The organism is Pseudomonas edaphica (assembly GCF_005863185.1).
GTDB classification, from domain to species: Bacteria; Pseudomonadota; Gammaproteobacteria; order Pseudomonadales; family Pseudomonadaceae; genus Aquipseudomonas; species Aquipseudomonas edaphica.
Window position 1 is genome coordinate 1 of sequence record NZ_VBVZ01000646.1, and the last position, 3,370, is coordinate 3,370.

A 3,370-nucleotide genomic window follows, 5' to 3' on the forward strand; every position below is an offset into this window, starting at 1 on the left:
GGGTGGGAATGGGCGGTGTCGATGGCGAGATAAAAGCGTACCCAGGATTCGCCGTCGCGCTTGAAACGCTTGATATCGCGGGCGCTCAACGAGGCAGTCTTGGCGCCGGTGTCGAGTTTGGCGGCGACTTCCAGGTCGATGCCGGCCAATTTGGCGTATTCATTCAGGCCATACACGGTCTTCTCGGCGGCAACGCCAAGGCCAGGTATGCACAGTAGGCAAATAAGAAGGAAGGGCTTGAGTCTCATAGATCCTGACGCGGTGCAGTGCGATGTTTAATTCAAGGCGACTGGCATTGCTGCGCAAACTCCCTCGTGCGCCGTTTCATCAAGTGATGTCAGGCAAAAGCGGCGGGCATTCTAACATGATGCTTTTCTGGCGCCAGCGCTGGCAGGCGGCCATGCCCAGCGAAGGTGCGGCAAGGGTTATTAGACGATTGTCGACAATATGGATTTATTCTTTGACTAATAAGGCTTGATTGGCTAGTTTTTGCGACATTGCTTTTAAAGGTGTCGACAATATGCTGGATCAGCTGGAAACGCCGGTGGTGTCGCAAGACGATTCCCAGACCATGTCAGAGAACGTCTTCCGGCGTATCCAGGCCGCCATCGTCAAGGGTGAAATCGCTCCCGGCAGCAAGATCTCCGAACCGGAACTGGCGCGCACCTATGGCATCAGCCGTGGCCCGTTGCGTGAGGCTATCCACCGCCTCGAAGGCCAGCGCCTGCTGGTGCGTGTGCCTCATGTGGGCGCAAGAGTGGTGTCCTTGAGCCATGCCGAGCTGATCGAACTGTATGAAATCCGCGAGTCCCTGGAAGGCATGGCCTGCCGCCTGGCCGCCGAGCGCATGACCGACGCCGAAATCGAAGAGCTGCGCCAGGTGTTGCACACCCATGAGCGCGACGAAGCGTTTCAGGCGGGCCTGGGCTACTACCAGCAGGAGGGCGACTTCGATTTTCATTACCGGATAATTCAAGGCGCCGGTAACCGCACCCTTACCCAAATGCTCTGCGGCGAGCTGTACCAATTGGTGCGCATGTACCGCATCCAGTTCTCCGCCACCCCGAATCGTCCACGCCAGGCTTTTGCCGAGCATCACCGCATTCTTGACGCGATTGCCGATCGCGACGGTGAACTGGCCGAGTTGTTGATGCGCCGCCATATCGGCGCTTCCAAACGCAATATTGCCCGTCATTTCCCGGACGGCGCTCCTTCATCACGAGGTGAGTCATGAGTTCCAACAATAAAACCACTCCAGGCCAGCGTTTTCGTGACGCCGTTGCCAGCGAACAGCCCTTGCAGGTGGTTGGCGCAATCAATGCCAACCACGCGCTGCTGGCCAAGCGTGCCGGTTTCAAGGCGATTTATCTGTCAGGCGGCGGCGTAGCTGCCGGTTCCCTGGGCGTGCCGGACTTGGGCATCACCGGCCTGGACGACGTACTCACCGACGTACGCCGCATCACCGACGTGTGCGACCTGCCGCTGCTGGTCGACGTCGACACCGGTTTCGGCTCCTCGGCCTTTAACGTGGCGCGCACCGTCAAGTCGATGATCAAGTTCGGCGCCGCCGCCATCCATATCGAAGACCAGGTCGGCGCCAAGCGTTGCGGGCATCGCCCGAACAAAGAAATCGTGTCCCAGCAGGAAATGGTCGACCGCATCAAGGCCGCCGTAGACGCGCGCACCGATGACAGCTTCGTGATCATGGCGCGCACCGACGCGCTGGCGGTTGAAGGCTTGGAGTCGGCGCTGGAGCGTGCCGCCGCCTGCATCGAAGCCGGTGCCGACATGGTGTTCCCGGAAGCCATCACTGAGCTGGAGATGTACAAGCTCTTCGCGTCAAAGGTTAAAGCCCCGATCCTGGCCAACATCACCGAGTTCGGTGCAACCCCCCTCTACACAGTCGATCAACTGAAATCTGCCGATGTTTCCATCGTGCTGTACCCGCTCTCGGCTTTCCGCGCCATGAACAAGGCCGCCGAGAACGTCTACACCGCGATTCGTCGCGACGGTACGCAACAGAACGTCATCGACACCATGCAAACCCGCATGGAGCTTTACGATCGCATCGACTACCACACCTTCGAGCAGAAGCTCGACGCGCTGTTCGCCGCGAAAAAGTAACGAACGCGCCTCCCTGAATAACTACAAAATTGGAGAAGAACCATGGCTGAAGCAAAAGTACTGAGTGGTGCCGGCCTGCGTGGCCAGGTGGCCGGGCAGACTGCACTGTCCACCGTCGGCCAGGCCGGTGCCGGCTTGACCTATCGCGGCTATGACGTGCGTGAACTGGCCGCCGATGCGCAATTTGAAGAGGTCGCCTACCTGCTGCTCTACGGCGAGTTGCCGAGCAAAGCCGAATTGGCCGCTTACAGCGCCAAACTCAGCAAACTGCGCGACCTGCCGCAAGCGCTTAAAGAAGTGCTAGAACGCATTCCTGCCGACGCCCACCCGATGGACGTGATGCGCACCGGTTGCTCGTTCCTGGGCAATATCGAACCCGAGAAAGACTTCAGCGCGCAGCACGATGTCACCGACCGCCTGCTCGCCGCTTTCCCGGCAATCATGTGCTACTGGTATCGCTTCAGCCACGACGGCAAGAAGATTGACTGCGTGACCGACGAGCCAAGCATCGGCGGCCACTTCCTGCACCTGCTGCATGGCAAGAAGCCCAGCGCGTTGCATGAAAAAGTCATGAACGTGTCGCTGATCCTCTACGCCGAGCACGAATTCAACGCCTCGACCTTCACCGCCCGCGTGTGTGCTTCAACCCTGTCCGACCTGTATTCCTGCGTGACTGCCGCCATCGGCTCGCTGCGCGGTCCGTTGCATGGCGGCGCCAACGAAGCCGCGATGGAGATGATCGAGCGTTTCGGTTCGGCCGAAGAAGCCGTCGAAGGCACCCTCGGCATGCTGGCGCGCAAAGACAAGATCATGGGCTTTGGCCACGCGATCTACAAAGACAGCGACCCGCGTAATGAAGTGATCAAGGGCTGGGCGAAACAACTCGCGGATGAGGTCGGCGACAAAGTGTTGTTCCCGGTCTCCGAAGCCATCGACAAGACCATGTGGGAACAGAAAAAGCTGTTCCCCAATGCTGACTTCTACCATGCCTCGGCGTACCACTTCATGGGCATCCCGACCAAGCTGTTCACGCCGATCTTCGTGTGCTCACGGCTGACCGGCTGGGCTGCGCATGTGTTCGAGCAGCGCGCCAACAACCGCATCATCCGTCCAAGCGCCGAGTACATCGGCGTTGAGCAGCGCAAGTTCGTGCCAATCGAACGTCGCTGAGTGGCATGAACCAGGCACATTGGCCTATGTGCTTTTCTGTGGGAGCTGGCTTGCCTGCGATCGCATCACCCTGGTG

Annotated in this window: 4 protein-coding genes; 3 read left to right on the forward strand and 1 reads right to left on the reverse strand. The window is 59.4% G+C overall.

Translation table 11 applies throughout. From position 1 onward, the window contains the following. Nucleotides 1-248, reverse strand: a 248-nt coding sequence (locus tag FEM54_RS28220) for a putative ATP-dependent zinc protease (RefSeq protein ID WP_171045926.1), incomplete at its 3' end; no start/stop codon positions are given. Nucleotides 249-520: 272 nt separating this feature from the next. Here FEM54_RS28220 and FEM54_RS28225 point away from each other — a divergent pair. From FEM54_RS28225 to prpC, 3 genes are read left to right on the forward strand one after another with little or no spacing between them, the layout of a single operon-like run. Continuing rightward, nucleotides 521-1,234, forward strand: a complete 714-nt coding sequence (locus tag FEM54_RS28225) for a GntR family transcriptional regulator (RefSeq protein WP_017134741.1) — start codon at nt 521-523, stop codon at nt 1,232-1,234. Further along, on the forward strand, nt 1,231-2,124 hold the full coding sequence (gene prpB, locus FEM54_RS28230; protein WP_017134742.1) for a methylisocitrate lyase: 894 nt from the start codon (nt 1,231-1,233) through the stop codon (nt 2,122-2,124). Before FEM54_RS28225 ends, prpB begins: the two co-directional genes overlap by 4 nt. 42 nt (nt 2,125-2,166) lie before the next feature. Continuing rightward, entirely contained in the window at nt 2,167-3,294 is a 1,128-nt protein-coding gene (gene prpC / locus FEM54_RS28235) for a bifunctional 2-methylcitrate synthase/citrate synthase (protein WP_138453821.1), read from the forward strand. Nucleotides 3,295-3,370 lie beyond the last annotated feature (76 nt).